Annotated in this window: 16 protein-coding genes and 1 pseudogene; 6 read left to right on the top strand and 11 right to left on the bottom strand. The window is 65.0% G+C overall.

The genetic code is table 11. From position 1 onward, the window contains the following. Window positions 1–8 precede the first annotated feature (8 nt). Together ABZ622_RS17570 and ABZ622_RS17565 are read right to left on the bottom strand one after the other, a co-directional pair. A complete protein-coding gene (locus ABZ622_RS17570) occupies window positions 9–200 on the bottom strand; it encodes a DUF397 domain-containing protein (protein WP_360544007.1) in 192 nt (63 codons plus the stop codon). Further along, window positions 197–1,045: a helix-turn-helix transcriptional regulator gene (locus tag ABZ622_RS17565; RefSeq protein WP_360544005.1), complete on the bottom strand. Its 849-nt coding sequence runs from the start codon at window positions 1,043–1,045 to the stop codon at window positions 197–199. Before ABZ622_RS17565 ends, ABZ622_RS17570 begins: the two co-directional genes overlap by 4 nt. A 202-nt stretch (window positions 1,046–1,247) precedes the next feature. Between ABZ622_RS17565 and ABZ622_RS17560 the strand changes: the two genes are divergently transcribed. Next, on the top strand, window positions 1,248–1,907 hold the full coding sequence (locus ABZ622_RS17560) for an ATP-binding protein (RefSeq protein WP_360544003.1): 660 nt from the start codon (window positions 1,248–1,250) through the stop codon (window positions 1,905–1,907). 236 nt (window positions 1,908–2,143) lie between these two features. Here ABZ622_RS17560 and ABZ622_RS17555 read toward each other — a convergent pair whose 3' ends face one another. Genes ABZ622_RS17555 through ABZ622_RS17540 form a run of 4 tightly spaced genes read right to left on the bottom strand, consistent with a single transcriptional unit; the run spans window position 2,144 to window position 9,939 of the window. Next, window positions 2,144–3,247 (bottom strand): hypothetical protein, encoded by a 1,104-nt coding sequence (locus tag ABZ622_RS17555; RefSeq protein ID WP_360544001.1) that lies wholly within the window; start codon window positions 3,245–3,247, stop codon window positions 2,144–2,146. Continuing rightward, window positions 3,244–5,118, bottom strand: coding sequence for a DUF1998 domain-containing protein (locus ABZ622_RS17550; RefSeq protein ID WP_360543999.1), 1,875 nt, complete (start codon window positions 5,116–5,118; stop codon window positions 3,244–3,246). The genes ABZ622_RS17555 and ABZ622_RS17550 overlap by 4 nt, the downstream gene beginning before the upstream one ends. A gap of 4 nt (window positions 5,119–5,122) precedes the next feature. Then, window positions 5,123–8,284, bottom strand: coding sequence for a helicase-related protein (locus ABZ622_RS17545; RefSeq protein WP_360543998.1), 3,162 nt, complete (start codon window positions 8,282–8,284; stop codon window positions 5,123–5,125). Next, window positions 8,281–9,939 carry an NERD domain-containing protein/DEAD/DEAH box helicase gene (locus ABZ622_RS17540; RefSeq protein ID WP_360543996.1) on the bottom strand — a complete coding sequence of 553 codons (1,659 nt, stop codon included), beginning with the start codon at window positions 9,937–9,939 and terminating at the stop codon, window positions 8,281–8,283. The genes ABZ622_RS17545 and ABZ622_RS17540 overlap by 4 nt, the downstream gene beginning before the upstream one ends. Between ABZ622_RS17540 and ABZ622_RS17535 the strand changes: the two are divergent. The 4 genes and pseudogenes from ABZ622_RS17535 to ABZ622_RS17520 form a co-directional block, all read left to right on the top strand. Beyond that, a pseudogene (locus tag ABZ622_RS17535) lies at window positions 9,827–11,185 on the top strand (sigma-70 family RNA polymerase sigma factor); the annotation flags it as partial. The gene ABZ622_RS17540 and the pseudogene ABZ622_RS17535 sit on opposite strands and share 113 nt — an antisense overlap. Before the next feature lie 246 nt (window positions 11,186–11,431). Continuing rightward, on the top strand, window positions 11,432–13,519 hold the full coding sequence (locus tag ABZ622_RS17530; RefSeq protein ID WP_360544272.1) for a transcriptional regulator: 2,088 nt from the start codon (window positions 11,432–11,434) through the stop codon (window positions 13,517–13,519). Beyond that, a complete protein-coding gene (locus tag ABZ622_RS17525; RefSeq protein ID WP_360543994.1) occupies window positions 13,516–14,508 on the top strand; it encodes a hypothetical protein in 993 nt (330 codons plus the stop codon). The genes ABZ622_RS17530 and ABZ622_RS17525 overlap by 4 nt, the downstream gene beginning before the upstream one ends. After that, window positions 14,505–15,398, top strand: a complete 894-nt coding sequence (locus tag ABZ622_RS17520) for a DUF6339 family protein (RefSeq protein WP_360543992.1) — start codon at window positions 14,505–14,507, stop codon at window positions 15,396–15,398. The genes ABZ622_RS17525 and ABZ622_RS17520 overlap by 4 nt, the downstream gene beginning before the upstream one ends. Here ABZ622_RS17520 and ABZ622_RS17515 read toward each other — a convergent pair. The 5 genes from ABZ622_RS17515 to ABZ622_RS17495 form a co-directional block, all read right to left on the bottom strand. Continuing rightward, the gene (locus tag ABZ622_RS17515) at window positions 15,329–16,516 is read right to left on the bottom strand and encodes a DNA cytosine methyltransferase (protein ID WP_360543990.1); all 1,188 of its coding nucleotides are present in this window, start codon (window positions 16,514–16,516) and stop codon (window positions 15,329–15,331) included. The two genes, ABZ622_RS17520 and ABZ622_RS17515, sit on opposite strands and share 70 nt — an antisense overlap. Before the next feature lie 162 nt (window positions 16,517–16,678). Beyond that, the gene (locus tag ABZ622_RS17510; RefSeq protein WP_360543988.1) at window positions 16,679–17,131 is read right to left on the bottom strand and encodes a very short patch repair endonuclease; all 453 of its coding nucleotides are present in this window, start codon (window positions 17,129–17,131) and stop codon (window positions 16,679–16,681) included. A 14-nt stretch (window positions 17,132–17,145) separates the two neighbouring features. Beyond that, complete coding sequence (locus ABZ622_RS17505) at window positions 17,146–20,055, bottom strand: Z1 domain-containing protein (RefSeq protein WP_360544270.1); 2,910 nt, start codon at window positions 20,053–20,055, stop codon at window positions 17,146–17,148. 50 nt (window positions 20,056–20,105) lie between these two features. Beyond that, window positions 20,106–21,635: an ATP-binding protein gene (locus tag ABZ622_RS17500; protein WP_360543986.1), complete on the bottom strand. Its 1,530-nt coding sequence runs from the start codon at window positions 21,633–21,635 to the stop codon at window positions 20,106–20,108. A 154-nt stretch (window positions 21,636–21,789) separates the two neighbouring features. Further along, on the bottom strand, window positions 21,790–22,284 hold the full coding sequence (locus ABZ622_RS17495; RefSeq protein ID WP_360543984.1) for a GNAT family N-acetyltransferase: 495 nt from the start codon (window positions 22,282–22,284) through the stop codon (window positions 21,790–21,792). A gap of 244 nt (window positions 22,285–22,528) precedes the next feature. On the opposite strand from ABZ622_RS17495, the gene ABZ622_RS17490 reads away from it, so the two are divergent. Next, on the top strand, window positions 22,529–22,891 hold a 363-nt coding region (locus ABZ622_RS17490; protein ID WP_360543982.1), incomplete at its 3' end, for a hypothetical protein.

Below are 22,891 nucleotides of genomic sequence, written 5' to 3'. Positions count from 1 at the left end.
GACCCGGCCTACGCAGTTCGCAGAGAAGCGACGAACCGTGTCCATGCGCTGTGACGTACGGATATGTGAGGTCCGGAGAGCTGCTTGGAATCCCTTACGCCGACTGTCGATTGCAGGTCGGCGACCTCGACACACTCGCCGCCCGTGCCGTTGCTGTAGCTGCTCTTCCGCCATTTCGGGGCGATGGCAGGTTGGTTCACGGAGAGTGCTCCTTCAGGGTTCTACGAATCAGCGAGCTCGAACGCTCGGGGCTGAGAGCCAGTGCCCGGAGGTGGTCGAATGCCTTCACGTACAGGCTGACATCCACAGCGCCTTCGAGGTAGACCGAGTCGGTCAGGCCTTCCCGGTACACGACGTCCGGATCCTCCTGCTCCGGAAAGCCGAGCACCGTGAACGGGCCGGTGACGGGGTAGGCCCCGGCGTCGTACGGCAGGACCTGCACGGTCACGTTCCTGAGCGTCGTGATCTCCAGGATTCGCCCGAGCTGCCCCGCCATGACGGATCGATCTCCCACGACATGTCTGAGGGTGCTCTCGTGGATCACGGCCCAGAGATCCGGAGGGGTTTCGGTGGTCAGAAGCTGCTGCCGACGCATGCGTACGTCGACCAGGCGCTGAATCTCGTCGTCCGCCAGGTCGGCCGAGGCGCGGCTCAGTTCGGTTGCGTACTCCGCAGTCTGGAGCAGGCCCGGGATGAACTCCCCCTGGTAGCTGCGGAGGTTGGAGGCTGCCTGTTCCAGGCCCACGTATACCGAGAACCACGACGGCACCGCGTCGCCGTGGGCATGCCACCAGCCCTTGGTCTTCGATTCCTTTGCCAGGGACTTCAGCAGTTCGCGCAGCGTGTCGTCCGTTCCGTAGAAGCGACAGAGGGCGTCCACGTCCGAGGGCTGGACGCGCCCCTGACCCGTCTCCAGCCTGTTGACCTTGGAGCCGCTCCAGTCGAGTTCCTTGCCGACTTGATTGCAGGTCAGGCCACTCTCCTCGCGCAGCTTCTTCAGCTCGATCGCCAGGCGTCGACGGCGAGCAGTGGGTGAGCCGGCCACTTCAATACCTCTTCCAGTAGCGGAAGTTACATCTCATCGGAAGTGGCGGCGATCGCCAATCACCCTAAGGAGGGAATCCTGCCGTGCACATTGCATATCGGGATGTGAGGTTGGCATTCTCTGACATGGACCAACTGCGAGTCATCGTTCTTCACGCAGGGTGAAGACGTGGAGGTCTCGTCGTAGCGAAAGGCGTGTGCTCATGGCGTACGGACTCGACGGCTGCATGGCGCGGAAGCCCTGGGAGCTGTCCTTCCTGGCGGAACCCGAAGCGGTTGCTGCGTTGAGGCGCGTGATGCGGTTGCGTTTTCGGCTGTGGGGGCTGTCGGATGTGGCTGATGCTGCCGAGATCTGCATGAGTGAACTGGTGGCGAATGTGATCAGGCACGTCGGTGTGGGGACGCCCAGCACGCTCGTGGTCGAGATGAAGGGCACGCGTCTGCGGGTCGCGCTCCGCGATCCTGAAACCCGCGCCCTTCCCACACTTCTGTCCGCCGGCCCGGACGACGAGTCGGGGCGTGGCCTCGCGATGCTGGACGCCGTGTCGGAACGGTGGGGCGTGATTCTCGGCGCGGAGTCCAAACTTGTCTGGTGCGACCTGGCGACGCCCTTGGTCTCGTCCGGCGGTCACATCGACGATCCGAGGGTCGCCAAGAGCGAGGCGTGCCTGACGCTCTACGCGGGCGGCCGGGACGGCGAGCACGCTGGAGCCCGGCGAATGGGCGTCGTGTTCCAGGAGGAGGCGGCGATCGATCTGATCGCCGACCTCCTCCACTGGCTACGCGCGCATGGCCACGACCCCGACGAGGCGCTGGACCGCGCCCAGACACACTTCGAGGCCGAGCTCGGATCGGGCGGATGACCGGGCGGCCAGATGGGATGGGCCCCCTGGAGACCCCGGCAGGCGCACCGTGCGTCGGCCGAGGCGGGCTGTGCTGCTGGTGTCTCCTCGCGCAAGACGGTTTGCCTGCTCCGAGGTGTCGTCGAGGGTGCTATGTGCGGAAGCACGCATTGATCAAACCGGTTCACAGCTTCTGGACGGCGAAAGAAAGGTGAAGGGTGCGGTAGGTGTCGTGGGCCAACGCGCGGGTGGCGAGCTCAGATGGTTCGCCGCCCCAGCAGGGACGTAGGTACGTTCGCGACGATCTCAGGTTCTCGAGCGCTGTAGTGCACGAGGTTCAACTCCTGCCGCGCCCGCATGCACAGGACGTGGAATCGTTCACGCGCGGTTGCGCCGGTGGGGTCTTCGGCATAGCTGTCCAGATCCGGAACGAAGACGATATCGAATTCGAGCCCTTTCATGCTCACGGCGTTCACGATGTGGATTCTGTGCGTGGCGAAATCGACTATCGACCGATTTCTATCGCCCGATATGTAAGACTGGACCGAGGATTGGAGACCTTGACCCGCGAGCTGGCGATGAATTTCACGCTGAATTTCAACGGTCCTGCAGATGATTCCTACGGTGCACTCGGGGCGACTGGAAATGTATTGGGCGAGCTGTACTACAAATGGCCGTCCCGAGGAACAGTGCATCAAGTGTGGGATATCGCCGGTTCGCTCGGGGAGGCTGACATCCATGAGGTCATCGCCCACTCGAAAATGGTCCGCCAGGAGGGCGATCTCGCGCGTAGTGCGGTGATTATTCCGCAACGAAATAGCCTCTGCCTCCACCTCTAGTCCCTTGCTGATGTCGGCAAGTGTCGCTTGATCCTCTTCAAGACTTCGGAATCCGTCCGCGAAAACAGTGACATGATTTTCGAGGATGCTGCAGAGTTCGTAGAACTGTTGTGGCAAGTTCTGTCCCTCGTCGATGACCAAGTCACCCGGAAGTTCTGGCTGGCGTCGAAGGCACTCAATTTGCATCCGGGACCAGTTGTAACTCCATTCGTCCGTACCGTCTGTCGGTGGTTCGTCTTGGAAATTTTTGTTCCAGAATTCGCGCAGCCAGCGATGGAATGTGGCGACGCGGAATCCTTCGGATAGGCGGTTGGAGGAATGATCGGTGTATTGGCTGAGGAGATTAGAACGAGTGATCAGGGTGACGGGGTGCCCTGCTGTGGCCTGCATCCAGGCCCTGTAGATGGCCATAACGGTCTTGCCGGAACCTTGGGGTCCTGTGATCAGATGTCGACCCCCAAAAGGAAGATCGATTACCGCATACTGATCCGGCGTCAAATCGAGGAGGCTGGGAAGTTTCATGGCGCATCGACGGCAGCGGCGGACTCTTCGAAAGCAGCCTGAATGACCGGCCGAAAGAAGCCTTCCACCCGGCCATCGCCAATCAGAAGGATGCGGTCGAGCAGCGTGTTTCCGATCTCGCAACACGTTTCGGGGAGCAGCGTGCACGCATGACAGGCCGCCCTGTTGAGGTTCGCCAGAGAACGCCCTGTGGAGTCGGCGCACAGCGGGTCCTGAGAGCACCACTGGGCCGCCTCAAGGAGGCGAATCATCGTGTCCATGAGATGAGGGGGCATGCCTTGGCGGACCAGGCCACCAAGCGTCCCCTCCGAATCTCCGGCCGCAGTGTAGATGAAAATGCCGGCCTGCTGGGGGTCCTGGCTCCCAACTGGATGGCTTCTGGCGTAGACACGTTCGCGCAGAGATGCCGCGTTGTAGCCACTGTCGTAGGAGAGTTGGCGGATGAACTGGTGCGCCAGTGTGTGCAGCATGACGAATCTTGGCAGCAGCCGGGGGCCTGTCTTTTCTCGGAGTCTCTCGATCTGGAAGGAGGCCTCAAGGTTTCCCTCGATCCCCTCGACCCAGCGCAGAACGGCTGGTGAGGATTCCCACTCCTCGAGCGCATCCTCGTTGAACGAGATGAAGATGCCTTCTCCGTACGACTCCACGGCGGGCAACCACTGGGCGCGGGCCACGGGATTGACAGATACGAGACGCTCGCGACCCTCTGACTCGTATCGGGAAAACCCTTCGAGCGCCCTGACCTCGCGGATTCGGTCGGCCACCACAACCAGCCCGACGCGGTGGTGGAGCAATTGGAGGGAGAGAGGATCGTCCGTGTGCGTACCCAGGCCCACCTGCCTGACGGCGAAGTCGTCTGTGGAATCCTTCTCGGATTCGGAGGAAGTGAATGCTGCCCATTCGGCAATGCTGAGGTCCTCAATCGCGGAATTGACCTCTGGTTTCGCTGATGTATCGGCTGTGTGGGCTCGCCGCAAACTTTCGACGAACTCCGCAGAGACGCCGCACTTCTTCGCAATGTGATTGACGATTACATCTGTGATGGGTGCGTCACCGGTCTCGATGAGTTCTTCCCACATGCTGTGGGTCATGACCCTCTGGGCCGCCTCGTCATCCGTATCGAGGTCTGATGGGTTGGGGATCTCGATGGCGGAATGGACCAGCGGGAAGTAGACGTTGGAAGCGCCGCGCTGGGCCGCACGGGGCGTCTCCTCGCAATCGATTTTCTCGTCGTCGGAGGTTTGCCAGGGCTGACTCCCCGAGCAGCGCACGCCGATCTGCTTCAGTACGTGCTTCTGGCTGATTCCTTCGAGAGTTCGATACGCGCCACAAACGATGCACATCACCTTCAGGGCATCGAGGCCGGAGGAATCCGGCGTCGCGACGAACTTGAGGCTTCTCACCCGGCATTGCCGTTGATCGTGGCCTTCGGCGCGCGAATGCGCCCATCGTTGCCAATCGATATCGCCCAGGTGCCCGTCTCTGCAAACCTGGATGAAACGCATGGGGGCCTGCTGGGGCGAGTTCGGGCACCGGCCGCATCTGGGCGGCTTATCCCTCTGCTCGGCCTCGTGTCGCCACAGGGTCATGACCCTGCACTTCGGGCAGAACAGCCAGCGAGGAAAGCGCACATAAACTGGGCCGCGGCGAGATACGTACTGGGCCTTCCCTGAGGGGATTACTGCTGCCGAGCGAAAACCTCTCACTCTCAATTTCCGGGCCAGTCGGGGAGATTCCACCGGATCGCCCTGGTTTCCCCAACTGCGTATATCAGCAGCGACGAATGACTCTCCCTGCAGGTCGATGATCCCACCGACACCGAACGGAGTGATTGTCTGTGTCCTTCGGACCTTCCGCCTGATGTCCTTCATCTCGTCACGCCCCCCTGACCGCGACCAGACATTCCCGGTCGACATTCCTCATGGACTGGGCGGTCTCCCAAAGCCCTTGCTGCTTCCCGAAGTCGGTCAACAGCGACGTGTGCCCGAGTCCCTGCGGCCGGTAGTAGAGACGGCTTCCCCCTCCTCGGGCGATGGCAGCCTCCTGCAGCCACTCCTCGATCAGCTCGTCCAATTGCTTCCGTGCCGCCTCGCTCTCGTCGGGATCGGAGCTCTGCACGTGAGCCACGATGCGATCCCGCACCTGCTGCACCTCTTCCTTGTGATCGAGCGCGTCTCCCGCACTGTCCTCGGAGCTCAGCCCTATGCCATGACGTACGAGGATGGTAAGTGCCGCGTGGAGAGCTCGAAGCCGGGAAGGCGGCGACCACGGTGTGACACTCGTGGGCTCCACGTGTCGGTAGAGCGAGGAGTGATAGACCCCGAAGGACTCGTAGTGAGATCGGTCGCGAGGCTTGCTCGACCGGAAAAGGGTGACGATCAGCCCAGGAACGTTGCGGCGGCCTACTCGGCTGGTTGCCTGAATGTATTCGGAGGTTGTCTTTGGCTGACCGTTCATGAGCATCAGACCCAAGCGTGGTACGTCAACCCCGACGGACAGCATGTTGGTTGTCGCGAGAAAGGAGACGCTGTCGTTGTCCGTGAACGCCCGGCCGAGACGATCGAGCAGTCTGGGCTGCGACGCACGGGGGATGTTGCTCGTGAGTTCGACAACCGAGTGGTCAGGGAGTTCGCGGCGGGTCGATTCGTCGCGTGTCAGATGTTCCAGCCTGGCCGGGATGTCGTCCCTTGCGATCGTGACGGTGCGCCCGAGTTCGCGAAGACTGTTGTGATAGGCGACCAGAGTCCAGTAGGAGTCGCGCAACTCGTCGGTGTCGCGTATGTCGTTGGGTGCCTGGAGGGCCGCGGCACCGACATGGACTGTTCCGGTGGAAGCCGTGTGCCCCTGAGCCATGACGCCGACGTAGAGCCGCCCTGGGCGTTTGTGGTCGGGGGAGGCAAAATATGAGTAGCGGGCATCGGTTCCGGCCGGTGGGAAGAGCTGTGTTCGGCGACCGTAGAGGCTTTGGATCTGTTCCTGCGACCGGCGGATCGTTGCCGTCGAAGCGATTACTTTCGGCCTGATGCCGTCCCACGCGCACAGCTCCAGGACTGCTGCCTCGTAAAGACCGACCGTCGTGCCCAGCGGACCGGCCAACAGATGGAGTTCGTCCTGAATGACCAGTGACGGTCTCCGCTTGCCCTGCCCACCGAAGATGTGACCGGCGTCCCGCTCCCAGGCCAGTCGCGCGAACTTGTCCACGGTGCCCAGCAGGAAGGTGGGAGGTTGGTCGTAGATGTGCTGGTCGACCACGGAGATCGGTAGCAGATCGCGGAATACACAAGTCTCCCGAGGACAGCGGAAGGCGAAGCTGACGGAGTCTGCCAGGATCCCGAAGTCACGGTCGCGGGTGTGACGCTGCGGGACGATCTCGGTTCCGCACCAGGGGCAGCGTTCCAGGAGAAACCTGTCGTCGGGCTCGTTCATCTGCTTGAGTTCGCGGAAGGCTGTCTCTGCCTCGGCGTAAGAGTTCGGCGTCGTATCCCTGCCGACCCAGAGGCCCACGGTGATCGGTTCGTCTCCCAGCGCAGACGCCTCGGGACCATCGTGCCCGAGGCGCATGTACTCCAGCGCGCAGATGGCCGTCGCCGTCCGTTGGAACTGCTGGGTGGTGAGGAGGCTGAGCGTGTATCGGCTGATGACAGCAGTACCGCCGCCCGCGGGCCCGTGGTGCAACCGACGCCATGCGATCTCGAAGCATGCTGTGAGCAGATACGCCTCGGTCTTGCCACCGCCTGTGGGGAACCAGATGAGGTCGACTGTGTCGCGGTCGTCGTGTCCGGGGTTCACGAGCCCTTCGACGACGAGCAGGAAGAAGGCGAGCTGGAAGGGGTGCCAAGCAGCTTCGGCATCCGGTTCGGAAATTTCGACGATGTTGTCGTTCCTGCGGCGTCGTGAGCCCGCCAACTCACTTCGGCTGTGCAGCATCTGCAGCGCCATGGCTCGGTTCGCCAGCCGAAATGCCTCTCGGGCGTGCTCTCCGGCAGCGTTTGCCCCGGTGAGGACCCCGACCCCGGACTCCATACGCTGCACTGCGGATTCGACACGCGTGAGGATGCGCCGAGCGGGTTCCTGAGCCCATTGCGGGAGGTTCGCCGACACCTCGGCCACGCGTGCTTCGTACCACGCGCGATAGCCCGCGACGAACAATTCGAGATCGGCGCGCAACGTCTCGACAGGAAGGTCCCGTCGGTACAGGTGCGAGAGATTGAGCACTTGCAGGTTTGCCGGGCCGTCGGGGCGGACGTGCTCGACAACTTGGCGCGGCATGACTTCCGCGCGGAGAGTGGTGACTTCCTCGTCCGACTCCTTCCACTCGACGGCACAGCCGTGCCCGATGGCCCGCGTCACGATGTGTCGGTACTGAACCCGGAGTTCCTCCTCCTCGGGATCCCGACTGTTGAGTCGCGTACTCGGGTATTCGAGGACCCTTCCGCCGACGGTCGATACCTCGAGTCCTGCCTGGAAGAGCATGAGGTTCCAGGAATTCCGGGGGTCCTCGTCCTCGTGGTGGGCGTTCGTGAGTACGCAGGTGACGAGGTGGCCCAAGCCGTGGCGTCGCCAGCGGACGTAGAGGCGCGCGTGGCCTTCCAGTACTCGCTCGCCGCCCATCGACGCCCGGTCGAACCGGACCGTCTGGGCGCGGCTGGGAAGCCTGACCCAGATCCTGCGTCCCCCCTTGCGCTGCGTCTCGTAGCGTGTAGCGGAGCAAGTTACCGTGATAGCCGCAGCGTTGGTGAAGAACGAGAACCCGAGTGACGAGGGCATCCAGGCATTCGCCTCGGCCACGGGATCGTCGGCGAAGCCGTCCTCCTCACCGACACCTGCGGCATCCTCGGACAGTTCCTGTTCGCCGGCGGCCGACGTACGGTCGTGGAATTCTGTGCCGCGTGGATAGAGAGTGCCCATGAGGTAGCGCCGGTCCGGGGGATCGACGAGCACTTCCTCCGCATCAGGCTCCGGACCGACGAGCTGTCTGCGCAGGTACTTGACGAATTCATCGCGATACGTGGCGAGGTCCGGTTCCGAGGCAGTCATCCCGTCGCACCTTCTCTCTCGAGCGCGGCAGTGCCCATGTCTCTCAGTACGCGGCTGACGCCGGGCAGGGTGGCGATCCACAGGTGTGCTCGAGCCCGGGTCCATGCGACGTAGATGGAGTCGAGCCGACCTTCGAGAGCTTCGGCATCGAGGTCGATGAGGCATACGACCTGGTTCTCGAGGCCTTTGAAGTCCACTACCGAGGACCAGGTGATGCGATTCCTCGACCGGCCGGACCCGATCGTGTCTGCATAGCGATCGATCTTGGAGAAACGTCGGGAGAGCCGGGCAGAAGTGCTGGCCCAATCACCGGATGACGACACGAGAGTGATGTCCCGGGGGGAAACGCCGTCGTCCAGAAGACGATCCAAATGTTTGTCCAGAGCTGACGCTTCGTCCTCTCTGGAGGAGACCTTGGCGAAGGTCACCTGCTCTCCCTGTCCCGCCATCGCGGTTCCCAGATCGGCACCCGTGTAGCGCTGAACCTGTCTCACGATCTGCTTGGTGTTGCGACAGTTTCTCTTCAGGGAAGCCGACGTTGCACCAAGTTCGCTCAGGTACTTCCAGGCCTCGGGGTCGTAGCCCTCGGGAGAGAGGATCTGGTTGTTCCGGTCGAGCATGAAGATCCATCGGCCTCTGTCGAGCCCACCTTCGACGAGTTCCTCGAGCCTTCCCAGGTGCTCGAGTCTCATCAAGTCCTGTGCCTCGTCCACGATCAAGTGGTCGAAGGAGCGCCCTCGTGTTTCGGCGAGACGATCGAAGGGGAGCACGACGATGGACTCGTCCGACAAGATGTTGGAGACATGTGCTGCCAGAGTGTGACTCGCGCAGGTGAAGAGGACGGTTCCGGTCGCCGACTTGCGGCGGGCGGCCTCGGCAGCGAGGAACGTCTTGCCAGTTCCCGCGCCTCCCGTCCAGATGAGCCGGGGGTTCTCCTCCAACTCGTCGATGCGCTCCAACTGTTCGTTGGTCAGACGCTCGAAGGTCGCCTCGAGGTCAGTGATCCTTGACTGGAGGTTGGGGACCAGGTCGAAGTCGGGACGTACGGCCTTCACGATGTCTCCGCGCAACTGCGCGGAAATGGGGGAGATGGCAGACCTGTTCTTGCCCTTGCTGGGCCAGTAGCGGCCGGCGCGTCGAATTGCGGCTTCGAGTCCCTGTCCACCGGCGTAGGCCGTGCGACCAAGATACTGTTCGGGTTCGTACGTGGTCATCGGTGGGAGATCCACGCCTGGAGTGATGACCAGGTAGCCCGCCACCGCGTCGCGAGCGCGGAGGCCGTCGACCGCGCCCCGGAACTCTCGTTCCAATTCGTGCATGCCGCTGCTGGCCTGCTCGAATGGGCCTTCATCACGCGTGTCCACGTGGCCATCGCCCCCGCCGTAGTGCCACTTGCCGTCCCGGAAGGCGACCCCTCCGCCCTTCACCTCGATGAACAGGATCAACTTGTGCGTGATCACTACGAAGTCGATCTCGCCGACACGCTTGTAGCGGTGCGCCGGGAGGTGAACGGAGTGCAGGGCCACGCTCTCGTTGTCGGGGATGGCCTTGAGGGCAGCGAAGACGCTTCGCTCCGCAGCGCTCCTGGTCTTGCTCGAGATTTCGCTCGGAACGATCCTCATCAACTCTCCCCGCAGTTGCAGCAACAGGGTCAAGATAGCGATATGGCTCGGGAACAGTCACGGAGCAAGTGCGCAGGGAGGAGCTATGGCGGCGGAGCGTCGATTTACAGCCACTGAGGGTATGCATCCGGTCGATTTGGATCGGATCGAGCGGCTGCTGCGTCGGTTCAGGGCCGAGGGTGTCGATCGTGACCTCGCCGTCTCTCAGGTGGCTGTCGCTGCGTTTCTTGGTGTCGATGTCCGACGTGCGCTGACTTCTGAGATGGAGGCCGAAGGGTGGACGGTAGGCCCGGCAGACCTCGGTGCGCCGAGGGAGGACCCCGAGTCCCCAGCCATTGGTATGGAGGAGGCTCTCGACGAGTCGGCCGGGCGGGGCACTGTTTCCGACCCCGCCGAAGAGGATCGACCGTCGAAGGACCTCGACTTGGCTATTTCGGCGGCGAGGCGGGTCCTGGACAGTGACAGATGGGACAGGAGGCCGCAGAAGCGGATCCTGACCGCCGCCGAGGAGGCGGGCCTCTTCCTGCTCTTGCGGTCGGGACTGCCGCTGACCGGAGACCTGCCTGCGGGATACGTGCGCAGTTTGCCGGGCAGAAGCGAAGCGCGGCGCGCCTACGAAGCATTGGTGGTACACAATCAAGGGCTAATTTATTCGATTGTAAAAGATGGATTCTTTGCTGCGGAGGGGCTGGAGCGTCAGGAAGTTGTGCAATTCGGAGAATTTGGACTAATGCGTGCGGTGGAGAAATTCGATGTCACGAGAGGGCTGAAATTCTCCACCTATGCCACGTGGTGGATCAGGCAATCAGCCGACCGAGGGGTGGCGGACTGTGGGTCTGTGATTCGGTATCCGGTCCATGTGCGCGAGTCAATGAGGAAAATCGGGAAGGCGCAACGCAAATTCCAGAACTTGGGTCAGGTGCCGGACGAGGTTGACCTCGCGGCAGAGTGCGACATGGACTACAGAAAGGTCGTCGAGTACCTGAAGCTGATGCGCGGAGTGCTGTCGCTCGACGGACTTTTCGAGGCATCCGGAACGACGGGAGCGTTCAGTGGGGTGGGTAGTGGTGTTCTGGATCCCCACGAATCCCTGCGATCGTACTTCGTTCTGGAGGAACTCCGCCCGCTGCTGGGCATCCTGCCGGAGCGAACGCTCCTCGTGATCTTGTACCGTAATGGGCTCGTGGATGGGGAGACCTGGACGCTGGAAGCACTGGGGGACCGGTTCAGGGTGACGCGGGAGCGCATTCGTCAGATCGAGCTCCGAGGCATGCAGGATCTCCGTATCGCTCTCGATCTGGAATCGGACCCCGTGGTTGCGACCGAGCGACGGCGGCGAGATGTGACGGAGAGACTGACCCGAAGCCGCGAAAAGTTGAGCCGGCTTCGCCGGAGAGTTGTTGCGACGGTTGGGACGGTCCCGTCCCCAGGAAAATTCGGCGTCGCTGCCGGCAGTCGTTCGGGAACGGAAGAGGGAGCGTTGAATTCGATCGAGAGTTCATTCAGTCGCTGGCTGGTTGATCGAATGAGTGAAAGCGGAATCAAAGATACCGAAATCGCTGACCTCCTTGACGTGTCGGTTGGGCTTGTCGTGGAGTGGGTGAACGGTCGATCAACCCCCGAAGAGGCGATGCGGGAAAAGATCCGATCCCTTCCGGAGCTGCGCCACGAGCCCGGAGTGTTTGAAGAGAGTGAAGAGGATTTGGCCGAGCTGACAGGTCTCCCCGCTTGGTACCACCGTCCTGCGTACACCGACGGTGGCCGGGACTTTGGTAACGCGGCAGCCTTCGCCTTCGAGGCGGATGTCGAGGTGCTGGCTCGTGAAGCCACGCAGAACAGCCTCGACGAGCGCCTCGACAGTGCGCGTCCGGTCCGCGTCCGGTACACGCTGCACGAACTCACTGGAGATGCTCTGGCCAGATTCCGCGAGGCGATTCAGTGGGACCGGCTCGCGCCGCACTACGAGGCTGCGGCTGCCCAGGACCAGAAGGTCGGTCGGGTCATCGACGCGGGACTGCGCGAGATGCGAGAGCGTGACCGGCTTGTTCTGTTGCGTGTGGACGACTTCAACGCTTCGGGCCTGACCGGTGATGACTATGAGACCGGCCGGTTCGCTGCTGTTGTCCGACGTCAGTTGGACAGTCACAAATCCGTTGACGGCGCCGGTGGTTCGTACGGGTTGGGCAAGGCGACACTCTGGGCGACAAGTCGTCTGGGCCTGGTGCTCATGAATTCCACGTTGTCCGAGCCGCACGAGGGCCAGACCGAAAGACGGTTGATCGGGCGTCTCGATCTACCTTGGCGCGAGGTCGAGGGCACACCCTGGGCCGGCCCGGCCTGGTTCGGTCGTCCGGATCCTCACGCGAACCGGGTGGATGTCGCTCGCTCGTGGTGGGCTGACGAGGAGACCGTTGAACGGCTGCATCTCGCACGGGAGAGCACCGAATCAGGAACCTCGTTCCTGATTGTCGGCGCGCACGACGTGGCAAGCCTCGCAGACGCCGATTCTGCGACCGAGAGCGACATGGGCGAGGACGAGGAAAGTGTGCATCGCATGCACAAGCGACTTCGCCAAGCGCTCGGGCGGAACTTTTGGGCGGCAATGGTCGCAGGCGATGGCGGGCAACCGCTTCTCGAAGCGTCTGTTCGGACGCTGCGCAACGGTGTCGAGATCATCGAGGAGGAGCGGGTCGATCCCCGCGTGACTCAACCTTCCCGTACCCGTGCGCTTCAGGCATTCCTGAACGGTACGACCGTGGAGCGTCTGACTGAGTCAGGTCAGGTCGCCATGTCGACCGTTCCTCTGAGCGTGCCGGGCCTTGCGGGGCAGAAAAGCTGCGGTGAGCACAAGGCGGTTCTTCTGGTGACCGAGGCCGATGACGCAGACGGGCGGCCGAACACCGTGGTGGCGATGCGGGGCAACCGCATGACGGTTCGTACCAGCCGTGTCCCTGATCTGGCACTGGGCACGAACCCGTTTCAGGCAGTGCTTCTCGTTGGGCATGCTGCAGGTGATGAAGCGCCCTTCGCCGACGAGGCGGAGGCGTTTCTGCGTACCTCGGAGCCACCGGAGCACAACAAGTGGGGGCAGACCGAGGAACTGCGAATGCGGTACTCGCCCTCCGCCTACCGGCGTATCGCCACATTGACTCGCGATACGAACAGGGCTGTCCGCGACCTCGTCACGCTACCGAAGGCGAAGCGGCGTGGCGCGACCGACCGCTTGCGCAAGCGTCTGGCCGTATCGGGAAAGGGCGCGACCCGGAAGTCCGCTGCTGCGGCGATGCCGGTTCTCGACGACCTCGATGCACGGATCGACACGGATGGTTCATGGTGTATCACTGCAGAGGTCAAGGTGCCCGTCAGCAGTGACGTCATGCACGTGATCCCGGTGGCCAAACTGGATGTGCGATCCGGCCCCCGGCCGACGGTCGCTTGGTCCGAACTTGTTGCTGTGCGGAATTGTGAACTGGAGGACGGTGTACTGCGGTTTGAGCCCGGAGCGCGGAATGCGACCTTCCGAGGGGTCACCGACGCGTCCACACACCCGGTACGCGCATCGCTCACCGGCTTGGTCGTTGAACTTCGCTTGGACAAGGAAGTGAAGCGATGAGGGCCTATCCGTACAAGCGACTCCCCGGGGTTGTATCGCTGCGCGTGACCGCAGTGGGGCTGAAAGGGCCCGGCGACAGCAGGGAGCCTCTCGACACCAAGGCGTACTCCGTTGTTGAGCAGGTGGTGGCCCTTGGGCGGGCGGAGCGGGACGACTGGGAGAGTGCCCGGATCAAGCTGTCGGCAACCGTTCCGGCCAAGGCGACCGAGCCCAACGGCTACTGGTCCGAGGTATCCGTTGTCGCCGTGTTGACCGAGAAGGCGACCAACACGCGGACCATGGTTCATCTGGAGCCCGAGTCGGAGAGCGGCCGGGATTGGGTCGGCTCCCTCGAGCTCTGGCGTGCCGATCACCTCGACCGTGCCACTCTGTCCGTTCATGTGGTGGCGACTGTTGACGGGGTGCCGGGGCGAGTCATCGCCACGTCGGATACGGGATGGGTCGTCGATCTGACCGCCGATGCTCCGTTGAGACAGCGTGAACTCGATGTCATAGAGGTCGGCTTCCGCGAGGGACCGGAGTGGTTGCGCTCCTTCCGGGACGTGCCTTGGATCGTCGACACCTCCGGTGAACTGCCGGCAGTACACGTGAACACCGACTTCGAGGGCGTCACCGATCTCGTGGGCGGCGATGGTTCTGCGGCCGAGGGCTTGGTTCGTGATCTGCTACTTGCCCAGATGTGTACGGATGTGTGGACCGCCGTGTTCCACACCGCTATCGGCGACCTCGAGGTCGAGGACGACGGCATGCCGCTGTTCCCTCACGACTGGCGGGGCGAGGTGCTCCGCGAGATGCTCCCGGACGTCGTCCCCGGGCGCCCGATCGAGGAGGCTCTGCGAGAGGTGCACCGCCGACGCACCGGAGCTTTCGGCTGGATCGACCTCCAGCCACGTATCCAATTCGCCGCCACCCGCAGGGCCGAGGTGCCCAGGGCTCTGGCCACCGCAATTCGTGGCCTGGACAGACTTCACCAGGGGATCGAAGCATGACCGACAAGCCTGCTCATCTGCCTGAACGACTGGCGCTGCTCTCCGACCTCAATGCCGCCTCCTACCTGACCGAAGGGCTGCTCGCGGGCAAGGAGAACGTACCGGCCATCGCACTCAGCAAAGTCGCCGAACCGCTCGCCGGCGACCAGATGCGTGCGGAGCTCGGGTCGGTACGCGACCTCTTTGAGGAGGCGATGTACCGGTGTCGCGACGAAAAGCCCACCAAGGCCGATGCCTGGCTCGCTCCGCGGCTCCATGCCACCGTGCGGCTCGATCGCCGAGAGGCCGCCGACCGCAGGAGATGGAACTACCTTGCCCTCGGAGTCGCTCCCGACTACGTAACCTGGCGCCACATGCCTGAGCCCAAGCAGGACGGGAAGGCTCAGATGGTCACGGCCAACCGGTTTCGAGGCGCCCACCACACCCAGGCCTTCGCCCGGCTGTGGTGGGCGGCCGAACTCTTTCGGAACGGCCCCGACTACGGGCCCGTGGTCACGGCCTGTACCCACCAGGACATGCTCAACACCGTGCTGCGTCTCGACGCCATCGACCACAGGCCGACGGCTCAGGCGATGCTGCGCCTCATCGAGCGCGGGACAGTCAGGACTGGTCGTGAGATCAACGCCTTGGCAAGTGCGGTCAACACCTCCGCCGCAACGTTGATGTATGACGTCATCGCTCCTGACGCAGAGCGGGACGGTGAGCCGCTGCGACAGTGGATCGAGGCCTCGGAGTGGGCCGGCCCCGTGACGCGTGACATTCTTCCGGAGGGCCCGGACGATGCGCCCGCGCCGGAGGAATCCGTGGATCGGCTCGTGGACTATTTCTCGGAACTATTCGAGGACGCGAGGGTCCGCGGGCGTGCGGAAAGAGCGTCGGAGGATGTCTGAGGCCGCCACTGTTCGAGACGCTTGATCGCCTCTTCGGAGGGCCTGCCCAGCCCCATGGCCGCACTTAGGATGTGCAAGCCGAGCCGTGGGGGAATGGCGTTGCCGATCTGTTGGGACACGTCCTTGCCGGACCAGGGGTACTTCTCCGGGAAGGACTGGAGCATGCCTGCTTCCCGGAAGCTGAAGCGTGGCAGGTCGATGCCATTCTCACCGGCGACGATTCTGTTTCGGGACACCTTTCCCGTGACCGTCGCGGAGGGCGCGCGGGAGCTCCGGCGACCGCGCGCCTTGGGGTCGCCTCCCGTGCCGTAATTGGAGATGACGGTGAACGGCCCGCTGCGGTAATTCGCGAGGGCCTCGCCCATCGATATCCAGGGCAACAGTGCGTCGTCCGTGCCGCCGTTCTCCGCCCACAGGGCCGGTTCGACCGGGGCAGGTGCGGGCACCGGCCACACGCCTTTGCGGTAGGACTGATGGGTTGGACTCGGCAGTGCGACTCTGCTCTGTTCGCCGAATCGAGCGATCAGAACAGCACGCCGCCGAGTCTGAGGAACGCCGAACTCTTCGGTCCGGAGGATGCCGCACTCGGCCGAGTAGCCGTTCTGCCTGAGTACGTCCCGGAACGCCGTCCACACAGGAAGGACTGCGGGAACCTGTTCCAGGACGATGGCCTGGTACGGCGCACCGTTCTGGAGTGCGTCCAGGGCCCAGTGGAGCGGTTGGAGGACGAGCCCGGTGCGCTCGTCCTCCAATACGGCGAGATCCGCTTCTATACGCGGCCACGACTCGCCATCCGCCAGCCGTTCGACGAATGCCAGAACTTCATCCAGTGCCCGCCGACCAGCACCCTTTCCGGCCACCGTGTACGTCTGGCACGGCGGACCGCCCGCCAGGACGTTGGCCTGCGGGAACTTCGCCGAGTCGAACGCGCGGACATCCCCCCGCTCGGTGGGCAGGCCCGCTGCTTGCCGCGTCTGGCACGCGTTCGCGTCCCACTCGATTCCGAGGGACGCAACTCCCAGTGCGTGAGCCGCCACATCGAGTCCACCCGGCCCCGCGAAAAGATCGATGACATGCACATCCGCAGGGCGGAGCGGCTTCTGGGATGTGTTGGTCATGGGGTTGAAGTGTAGCCGGCGAGGAGGGCTCCTCCGATCAGCGCGCTGTCGGGGACCGAAGCCCTCCGAGGTGATCTCGTTCGGCTACCGTGCTGTCGCCGAGAGTGGCCGTAGGGGCGATCTGTCGGTGTCGGCTCTTGTTGCCACATCGTGCGACTCTGCTCACCGAACTTCGTTTCCGGGGCGTGCCCCTGTTCGAAACCTTGCCCGGTCGACAGCCGCGGCCACCTGCTCGGCCACCCCGTCGGGGGCCTCGTGCTCCCAGAACCGCAGCACCGTCCACCCCGCCCCGGCCAGATGCTCGTTCGTCTCCCGGTCCCGTGCCATGTTCCGTTCGAGTTTCTCGCGCCACCACTCCGCGTTGGCCTTGGGTTGCGTGGCGTGAACAGGGCAGCCGTGCCAGAAGCACCCGTCGATCAGCACCGCGACCTTTGCCCGGGTGAAAGCGATGTCGATGGTCCGCCGGCGCATTCCCGGCACCCGTTCGTTGAGCCGGTAGCGGTAGCCGGATGCGTGCAGCAGCTTCCGGACGGCGACCTCCGGCTTGGTGTCGCGGCTCGCCTGTCGGCTCATCCGGGCGGAGACGTCGGGGGAGGAGGGTTTCGCAGTACTCATCACTGCCAAGTCTCCTACGCCCCACCGCTCGTTCGATCGATGATCACGGAATCCCGTTTGCTCGAATCGATGGTCCGGAAGCGCACCAGGCTCGTCCCCCGGTCCGCCGACGACTTCGGAGCGACCAGGGAGAAGGCCATGACCACGTGCCGGGGATCGATCGCGCCGTCGGCGGTCGGCCGGGGGTCGGCCTCGACCACGGGATAGAGGACCAGCACGCCGCGTCGCTCGCGCACGAGGGACTCGACCAGCGGATCCCTCGAGTCCTTCAGCGCACCAGCCACCCGGAGGGCCACCCCGCGGTGCTTCGGCTCGCTGATCGCGCCGAAGAGATCGCCGCGGCGACGGGTGCGGCGTGCCAGGGACAGCGGGCGGGAGCCGAGGATCGTCGCCTCCGCGCGGCGGGCGGAGGTCTGCTGCGGGGCGATCACCAACCAGTCGTCGATGCCGGTGCCGGACTCGCCGGCTGTGACCAGGGCCTCCAGATGGGGCGAGAACTGTGAGGGAGCGGACCAGCGGAGGTCGCAGAGGATCTTCAGCAGTGCGTCGTGGCTGATCGTGCCGAGCAGGGCCTCGTAGCTGTCGCTGCGACCGAGATCGAGGGAGGAGCACGCCAGCGTGACGGGGGTGGAGCCCAACGAGTCCAGGACCGGCAGCCACACCCCCGCGTTGTGCCGCAGGTCCGCCCCGTCCGTCGGGTACGCCGTCGGCTCGACCCACTGGCCTGGTGACCGGATCTCGACCAGCTCCGCGTTGAACATCTTGTTGCGGCCGCTCGGCTTGATCCACGGCAGGTGCTGGGAGACCAGGGGCGGGACCTGGGCAGGAGTCACCTGCGGTTCGCCGTCGATCAGCTCCGCGTAGCGGGAGAGCTGGGAGCGGAAGGTCTCCTCGTCGCGGCAGATCGCCTCGAAGGCCTCGTACAGGTCGACCGTCTGTGTCTTGGTCAGCGGCTCCTCGCGGCCTATGTAGAGGCGGACCAGGTCGCGGTAGCCGGGGCGGAAGCCGAACCAGCGGCCCATCTGCATCAGGGTGTCGGCCTGGCGGGTGGTGCGGCGGTAGTAGGTGACGGTGAGGCCCTCGACCGTGAAGCCGCGGGAGAGCTTCGTGCCGCCGACCAGGATCTTCCAGACGTTCGGGGTGCGGTCGAAGTCCAAGTCGATCTGGGAGAAGTAGCGGTCCGTGTCGCCGTTGACGACCACGACCGGGTTGCCGCCCGCGTTGATGAGCTGACGGGCGCGGGAGACGTACGGGCGCAGGTCCGCGTAGGCGGACGGGGTCGGGAGGCCGGCGTCCGCGTGGTGGGCGAAGTCGTCGGCGAGCAGCTTCTCCAGGCGGGCGTGGCCCTCGTGGGAGGTGTAACCCGCCTGGTGCCACTGGGTGTTGATGCGCAGCGCCAGGTCCGCGTGGTCGTCCATCCTCACCGATTCGTGCACCAGCATGGTGTGGTGGCGGAACGGGCCCGCCGGCACTCCGCGGTCGGCGCGGTACAGCTTCAGGGCGCCGGTGAGGACGAACGCGTCCATCGCCTCCTGGAGGCGGTCGCCGGTGTCGTCGTGGATGCCGCGTACGTGGGTCTCCTCGGCCGTACCCGTACCGTCCAGGTCGTGGAAGTCCTGCACGCCCATGTAGCCGACGGGACGCGGCAGGGAGATGAGGAAGTCGCGCGGGAAGATGTCCTCGCCGTCGCTCGGGTCGACGAAGACGTTCGCGAACGGGGTGGCGGTGTAGCCGACGTACTGTGCGCGCGGGAGCAGGCCGAGAAGCTCGGAGATCAGACCGTTGATCGCCGTGCGCTGGGTCTGGCCCGATTCCCATTTCTTCGGGTCGGATGTGTTCACGGACGCCTGGTCGGACTCGTCGTCGATGATCAGGGTGGGGATCTCGCGGAGGATCGGGCCGATCTTCCTGAGGTCCTTCACCAGGTTCGTCAGGACGGACTTGTTCTTCTTGACGACCATGACGCGGGCGGCCGCGCGGTGCAGGTTGTCGGGGACGTACAGCGGCAGGTGCGGTTCGCGCTTTTCGATCTCCAGGGCCCGGATGCCCTGGAAGAGGCGGCGGTAGTCGTTGTCCCGGGTGGTGAGGCGCTCGATGTTGAACGGGCGGTGACCGTGGCTGACGAACTTCTCCGGCCAGTCCTCGTCGTCCTGGTAGTCGATGCCGACCAGGGCGTCCGGGTCCGAGGGGTCGGCTCCACGCAGGATGTTCTCCTGACCGATCAGCTCCATGTCCAGGCGGCGCTGGGTCTGGCCCCGCAGCAGGTTCAGGGTGCCGCCGAGGACGATGACCAGGCGGTAGCCCGCGTCGATGGCCTTCGCCGTGACACCGGTGAAGTTGGCGGTCTTGCCGGACTGGACGTAGCCCACGACCAGGCCCCGGGCGCCGTACGCCTCGGTGCGGGTGGGGTCGGAGAGGCGTTCCACCACGGCGTGACTGGCCTCGTCGAGGCTGGAGACCGCGGCGTCCGACCAGCCCTTGCGGCGCAGGAGCTGCTCGTAGGAGTTCCAGTAGAAGGAGCGGGCGGCCGCGGTGTCACGCGAGTACCAGGACGTGAACTTCTTGCTGATGACGGTGGGGCCCGGCTCCTTGAAGACCGGGACCGCCCCGTCGAGGGCCTTGCGCAGATCGGCGCCGAAGCCGAGGCGGTTGTACGTGTCCGTGCGGCGGGCGTCCGTGCGGGGTGGGGCGGTGGACCAGTCGGCCTGCTCCGCCAGGTCCCAGGAGGTCAGGGTGCGGTGCCAGAGTGTGGTGAGCTCGTCGCCGGGACCGGCGGCGGCGATCCGGTCCCGGAAGTGGCTCAGCTCCGTGTCGGCGGGCTCGTCGGCCTCGGAGAGGACGAAGGCCAGCTTGGTGAAGTGCTTGGGACCGCGCCGCATCGCGCCCAGGACGTCGCCGTGCAGGTTGAACAGGTGGTCGGTCATGGCAGGGGTGGCTTCCTCGGGAGGGCGGGCGCAGGGCGGCGGGTCGGTGGTCAGCGCGAGAGTTCGCAGCGCGCCGCCGTCACCAGGACGCTGTTCCACAGCGCGACGTTGTCGGTGTGGACGGCCCGGACCCGCTCCTTCTGGAAGATCTCGTTGACCATGAGGTAGAGCAGGCTCTTCACCACCGGCGCGTCGTTCAGGCCGCCGCGACGGCCGCCGTTGAAGACCTGCCGGTACTCCTTGTTGAGCTTCACCTCCCTTTCCTCCCGGTCGAGTTCGAAGAACACGTCCGACGGCAGGGTGTCCCAGCGGAAGGCGATCGGGTCCTCACCGTCGAGCTCCGGCAACTCGTCGCGCAGCGTGCGCCTGAGCTTGGGGTCGATGCCCTTGCCGGCCGGGAGGACGGCCTTGCGCTGCGGTTCGGTGGCGCGCCGGGCGGCCTCCCGGTACGTGGTCTCCGCCTCCTGGAGGTAGGCGGCGAAGGTGTGTCCGGCGCCGTCCGTGGCCTGTTCCAGGCCGCGCGCGAAGGCCGGGGTGACGGTCACGCCGTCCTTCTTCACCGTGAGGCTGAAGACGTCGTTCGGCTCGTTCGGCAGGTCGACGGCGATCCGGGCGAGGGCGAGGTGGCCCTCCGCGCTGCGGGTGCTGTTCCAGCCGCCCGCCTGGACGAGGCGGTCGTTGCGGTAGATGTAGAAGCCCTGGCGCTCGGCGAGCGGACCGATGCCCCGGAAGCTCACCAGGGGCGACTTCGGCGGCCAGATGTGGGCGGTCAGCGCCACCTCGCCGGCGCCCTCGACCGGCGCGGTGTACGTACGGGGGTAGCCGGACCGGCCGGGCACCCGGTAGCCGAAGGGGTCGAGGGGCTCGACGCCCCGGTGGTCCAGCTCCTCCTTGGTCCGTACGTCCTCGACGACGATGTCGATGTTGAAGTCGTCACGGGCCAGGAAGCGGTGCAGATGGAGCCCGAGGTGGGTCTCCAGCTTCTCGATCGCGTCGTTGAGGAAGCGGTCGGCCTGACCGGTGGTGACGGTGTCGAAGGCGCGGACCCGGTCCCAGCGGACGATCGTGCCGTGCCACTGGATCAGGCCGTCGTAACGGTCGACCAGGTCCTGGCAGTAGCCCGGGTCGACGATGTCGCACGTGAAGTCGGCCTGGGCGCGTGCGGTCAGCCAGCGGCGGCCGGCCGACGGGCTCCGCTTGGTCCGGCTGATGACGGTGAGGGAATCGGCGTGGGAGAGCGATGCGGCCTTGAGGCCCGCGCCGAAGTGACCGAGAGCCGTCTCGGAGTACCCCTCGCGGCCGCCGACCGTCATGGCCGTGTCCAGGGACTCGTCGTCCATGCCGCTGCCGTCGTCGATGACGAGGAGGCTGACGAGCCGGTCATCGTCCCGGAGGAAGCTGACCACGACGTTGCGGGCGCCGGCGTCGATGGAGTTGTCGACGAGGTCCGCGATGGCGGCCTCGAAGCCGTAGCCCTGATGCGTCAGCGACTCGACGTAGCGGGCGGCGGGTGGGAGCCGCTTGCTGCCGGAGGTCGGTACTTCGAACTGCCAGTCGGACGAGGGCTGGTAGGGCGGCATGGACACTTCCTCGCGCACACGGGGCTGAGAACCTGCGTGGGGAGGTGCGGCCCTGAGATGGGTAGTTGGAATGTGATGATATTGCAAAGGTGAGACAGAGGGGAATCCGGTTGACAAAACAGCTGCCGGTGGTCGGCGGGGACCTTGCTCCGCGTCAGACCTGGGGCGCTGTGCCGCGTACGTAACACAGCCCCGGCCGCCCGCTCAGCTGGACCTCCTCTCCCGTCGGGACGAAACCCGCGCGGGTCAGGACCGTGCGGGAGGCCGTGTTGTCGAGGGCGGCCGCCGCGCGGAGGGTGGTCAGGCCGTACTCCGTGGCCGCCAGGGTGCAGAGGTGGAGGACAGTGGCCGTGGCCAGGCCCCGGCGGGCGGCCTTCTCGGCCACGCGGAAGCCCAGGTCGGCGGAGCCGTCCGCGGCGTCCATGAGGTTGAAGCGGCCCAGGATCTCGCCGTTGGTGTCGACCAGGACGTGGAAGTGGCAGATCCCTTCCGCCTGTTCGGTGAGCAGGGCGGCGAGGCGGGCGGCGAAGTCGGCGAAGTAGGCGTCGCCCCGGTCCGGTACGGATGCGGCGAAGTACGCGCGGTTCTCCTGCTCGAAGGTGAGCAGGGCGGCGAGGTGATCGGGGTGGAGGCGCTGGAGTTCGGGCATGGCTGAACCATATGGATTCCGGGGCGCTCGGTGGATTTCTTTTGCGGGCGAGGCTCTCGGGGGGAAGGGGGCTTGATGCCGTGTTCCCGTTCGTGCAGTGATGGTGCCCGATGGGGTAAATCCCGGAGTTGATAGAGGAGTTGCTCTTCCTCGGGCCCTTGCCGGCTTCGTATGTTCCTTGTTGGCGTGTTGGCCGGAATGGCCATGCGCGGTCGGGGGTGTGTGCGGTCGGGAGGGAGGGCGGATGAAGGCGGTTCCGGAGAAGGATGCCACCGCTGCTCGCCCCTCTCCCGCCAATCCGGACGTCTCCCGCACAACGGTGCCGGCACCGGAACGCCCGCCCGGCGACCGCCCCGCCCCGGACCCCCGCAGCCTCCAACGCCTGCAACGCGCGGCGGGCAACAGGGCCGTCTCCCGCCTGGTCGCGCAGCGCTACACGGCCCCGGTGAAGCCGTCGCCCGCGCAGGCCCCCGGCTTCCGCAAGGTCAAGTCCGACGTCGCGGCCAAGAAGGTCCGCCTGGCCCACCACGCCCCCGCCACCACCGAGTCCAGATCCGCACAGGACGCGGCCGTCGCACCCCCCGACGACAAGGAGGCCCAGGGCAAG

This window comes from Streptomyces sp. NPDC007164 (assembly GCF_040634135.1).
In the GTDB taxonomy this organism is placed as follows: domain Bacteria; phylum Actinomycetota; class Actinomycetes; order Streptomycetales; family Streptomycetaceae; genus Streptomyces; species Streptomyces sanglieri.
The sequence above is the reverse complement of the archived record's forward strand: the minus strand, read 5'-3'. Positions and strand labels throughout refer to the sequence as shown.